This window comes from Pantoea sp. Pa-EAmG, from assembly GCF_030024295.1.
GTDB classification, from domain to species: domain Bacteria; phylum Pseudomonadota; class Gammaproteobacteria; order Enterobacterales; family Enterobacteriaceae; genus Pantoea; species Pantoea dispersa.
On the sequence record NZ_JASEWO010000259.1, the window covers coordinates 1 to 4368 of the forward strand.

At 55.4% G+C, this 4368-nt stretch carries 3 protein-coding genes; all 3 read left to right on the plus strand.

Translation table 11 applies throughout. The annotated features are described in order from the left end of the window. Nucleotides 1-1038 (plus strand): type VI secretion system baseplate subunit TssK (tssK, locus tag QMM04_RS21085; protein ID WP_282996943.1); only part of this gene is annotated, 1038 nt, incomplete at its 5' end. Nucleotides 1039-1054: 16 nt separating this feature from the next. Next, nucleotides 1055-2296, plus strand: coding sequence for a DotU family type VI secretion system protein (locus QMM04_RS21090; RefSeq protein ID WP_097116739.1), 1242 nt, complete (start codon nt 1055-1057; stop codon nt 2294-2296). A 3-nt stretch (nt 2297-2299) separates the two neighbouring features. Further along, nucleotides 2300-4368 (plus strand): type VI secretion system membrane subunit TssM (gene tssM / locus QMM04_RS21095; protein WP_282996944.1); only part of this gene is annotated, 2069 nt, incomplete at its 3' end.

Below are 4368 nucleotides of genomic sequence, written 5' to 3' on the forward strand. Positions count from 1 at the left end.
ATCCCGACGCGACGCAATGGACGTGAGGCTGTGACATTTCAGGATTCACAAGACTCACTGGCGCGTTATCTGGCATGGGAAAGCGAGGTGGAAGATGACAACGCAATGGCGGTGGGGGCAGCCACGGTTCAATTCGGTAAATTGCGCCTGCGCCTGATGCTGGAGCAGGATCTCACCGCAGAATGGACGGCGATGGGGGTGGCGCGCGTAGTGGAAAAGCGCAGTTATAATCACCTTCGTCTCGACAGCGATTATATCCCACCGATGCTCACCCTGACCGAGAGTCACGGGCTGCAAAGTATGATGAACGATCTGCATGGCTTGATTCTGCAACGCAGCCAGCAACTGAGTCAGCGCACACCGGGTACCGGTCGTTTTAACAGCGCCGATATGGTCGATTTCATGCTGCTGGCCTTGTTAAACCGGCAGTTGGGTCTGCATGCACATCTGCAAAGCTTACCGTTACTGCATCCTGAATCTCTGTTTAGTCATTGGCTACAACTGGCGTCGGAGCTATGCACCTGGTCATCCGCCCGCACGCCGGATGTGTTTCCGCGTTATGACCATGACGATCTGCATGGCTGCTTTACGCACTTGACCTTGCAAATGCGGCAGGCGTTGTCGCAGGTGATGGAGGAGAGCGCCATTCAACTGCCTCTGACCCAGCGCTCACATGGATTGAATGTGGCAACGGTGCCGGAAAGCAGCATGGTGCGCGAATTTGGTTTCGTGCTGGCGGTAAAAGCCAATGTACCTGTCGATGCAATAAAAACCCATTTCCCAGCGCAGATGAAAGTCGCCCCTGTCACCAAAATTCGCGATCTGGTGCAACTTCAGTTGCCTGGCCTGACGCTAATCAGTATGCCGGGTGCGCCACCGCAAATCCCATGGCATGCAGGTTACAGCTACTTTGAACTGGATAAAAACAGTGAGTTGTGGAAGGAGATGGAACGATCAGGCGCCTTTGCGCTTCATCTCGCCGGAGAATTTCCTGGCCTGAATATGGAGTTCTGGGCCATTCGTAGTCAGTCAGAATAATCAAAACTGAGCACGCATGATGCAGCCACAACAGAAATCGAATAGCGATGTCACACAGCCCGACGTGAGCCACCAGAATGCGTTGGTGGCAGCGGCCAACCCGCTGATTAACGCCATCCCGCAGATCCGGCACTCCGTTTCCCATGACGATCCCGCACGTCTGCGTCAGCAATTGATAGACCAGATCCGTCACTTTGAACTGCGTTGTCAGCAGTCGGGCCTGAGTTATGAAGTGATCATCGGTGCGCGTTATTGCCTGTGCACCGCACTGGATGAAGCCGCCGCGCTGACGCCTTGGGGCAGCCGCGGCGTCTGGACCAGCAAAGGTTTGCTGGTCACTTTTCATAATGAAACCTGGGGCGGAGAGAAGTTTTTCCAGTTGCTGGCAAAACTGTCGCAGAATCCGCGTCAGCATATCCTGTTACTGGAATTGATCTACTTTTGCCTGCTGCTCGGTTTTGAAGGGCGCTATCGGGTACTGGACAATGGGCGCTCGCAGCTGGAAACCATCAAACAACGACTGTTGCAGATGATCAAAAGCGTACGCGGCAGCTATGCGGCGGCGCTGTCGTTGCATCCGACCGATCAACCGGTGTTGCGCAAGTTGTGGCGTCCGATGATCCCGCTGTGGGCCTGCGCTGCAGTGGCCGCGCTCGGTGCCTGTCTGTTCTATATCATTCTCAACTGGCGGCTGGGGGACTACACCACACCGGTGCTGGCCAACATCTACCAAACTTCATTACCGGAAATACAGATTCGTCATCCGGCACCGCCGCCACCGGCTGCGCTCAATCTGAAAACGTTCCTCAAACCGGAAATTGATGCTGGCCTGGTCGTGGTGCGGGATGAAGCCGATCAAAGCGTCGTGACGCTAAAAGGGGATGGCTTGTTTACCTCCGGCGCAACCACGGTGCGGGGCCGTTATGAAGCGGTTATCGAACGTATTGCGGCGGCGATGAATAACGTCAGCGGCAAGATTCTGGTGGTGGGTTACAGCGATAACGTACCGATCCGCAGCGCCCGTTTTGCTTCCAACTATGAACTCTCGCTGGCACGTGCCCAGACGGTTCAGAGCTTGCTGCAAAAGCAATTGACCCAACCGGCACGCGTGAAAGCGGAAGGGCGTGGCGAGAGCAATCCAATTGTGCCAAATACCAGTGCTGAGAACCGTGCGCGTAACCGTCGTGTGGAGATTACGCTGCTGGTGGCGCCGGATGCGACGCTAGCTGAACTCAACGGCCTGGCGAGAGGGAACTAATCCATGCTGAATATGCTTTTTGCCGTGCTGACCAGCCGCCTCGCCTGGGGTTTTGTCGGTATCACGGCGCTATCATTTATCATCTGGGTGATTGGCCCGGTGTTCTCGATTGTCGATTCGCGGCCGCTTGAACCTGAGCAGAATCGCGTGATCAGTATTGCCTTGCTGTATCTGGTGTGGGGTTTGAGCCAGGCGATTCCTCGCCTCTACAACATGTGGCTCAACCGTAAACTGATGTCGAGCCTGGAAACCCGCCCGAGTGGCGAATCTGAACAGGACAGAAAACGCCTCACCAACGAGGAGCAAGTGCTGGCGAGCCGTTTTGGCGAAGCGACGGAGATGCTGAAAAAAGCGCATTTCCAGCGTCATAACAGCAAAGGGACGCCGTTTTGGGCACAGCGTTTCAGCCGTCAGCATCTCTACCAATTGCCGTGGTACATGATCATCGGCGCTCCGGGGGCCGGTAAAACGACTGCGCTGGTCAATTCGGGTCTGCAATTCCCGCTGGCGGATAAGTTTGGTAAGGCCGCGCTGCGGGGTATCGGGGGCACGCGCAACTGCGACTGGTGGTTTACCAATGATGCTGTGCTGCTGGACACCGCCGGACGCTATGCCACCCAGGAGAGCCAACAGGAGCGTGATGCCAGCGAGTGGCACCACTTTTTGGGGTTGCTTTGCAAATACCGTGGTCGCCAGCCGATCAATGGTGTCATCGTCACCCTGAGCGTGGCGGATTTACTTAGCCAGACGCCGGAAGCCTTGCGCAATCAGGCCCTAACCTTACGCCAGCGTCTGATGGAGTTGCACGACCGCCTCGGTATTCGTTTCCCGGTCTACGTGCTGGTTACCAAAGCGGACTTGTTGAAAGGGTTTCGTAGCTATTTTGCCGGGCTGGATAAAACCCAGCGCGAGCAAATCTGGGGCTTTACCTTTCCCTGGGCGCAGGCGTCTACGGCTGATTTCGAACTGAGTAGCCAGTTCCAGCAGGAGTATTCGCTGCTGCAACAACGTCTGGATGCCGGGCTAGCCGATACCTTGCTGGCTGAAGGCGATGCCCAGTCGCGCGCGGATAGTTATCTGTTCCCGCAGGAGTTTGCCGCATTACGTCCGTTGCTGGCCGAAGCACTGGAGACCTTATTCGCCCGCTCCGATTTTGAAACCCAGTTCGCTCCGCGCGGTATCTACTTTGCCAGTGGTACCCAGGAAGGACTGCCGTTTGACCGCGTGATGGGGGAGTTAACCCGCGCGTTGCATTTGCCGGGACAACAGAACGGTGAATTAGGTCGCTGGGATCAGGTTGGCAAAGATGCACCCATCCCCCCGACCAAAGGGCAAAGCTTTTTCCTGAAAGACATGCTGGAAGATGTGGTATTTCAGGAATCCGGCCTGGCAGCCAGCAATCGCTGGTGGGAACTGCGCAATCGTGCGGGATTATGGTCCGGCTATCTGGCGCTTTTGGTCATTGTGGTCGTTGCAGGGGTGTTGTGGCTGACCAGTTACAGTAAAAATAAAACCTATTTACAGGAGATGGCAGCAAAGACGCCGCAAGTTGAGCAACTTGGCGAACAACTGCAACGCCAGGGTAATGGCGATTTGTTTGCGCTGGTGCCTTACCTCAATACGCTGTTGCATCTGCCGGAGAGCAAAGACTTCTCATTGCAGGAACCACCGCTAACGCGTCGTATGTGGTTATACCGTGGCACTGAAGTAAGTGACGCCAGCCAGGCACTTTACAGCAAAGCGTTGAAGCAATTGTTGCTGCCGCAGGTGGCACAAAACATCACCCGCTGGCTGCGTAATGACAACGGCAGTGATGCGGATTACAGCTACGAGGCGCTGAAGGCATATCAGATGCTGTATCAACCTAAGCATTATGACGGCAAGTTCCTGCAAGCCTGGCTGATGCTGAATATCTCGCGTGAGCTACCGCAGAACGTGACCCAGCAGGAAGTCAAACAGCTGGCGTGGCATCTGCAACAGTTGCTGGAAACGCAAATCCAATCCTCGCCTTATGCGCAGGATGATGCGCTGGTAAAGCGCGAGCAGGCGCTTATTAATCAAATGCCGCTATC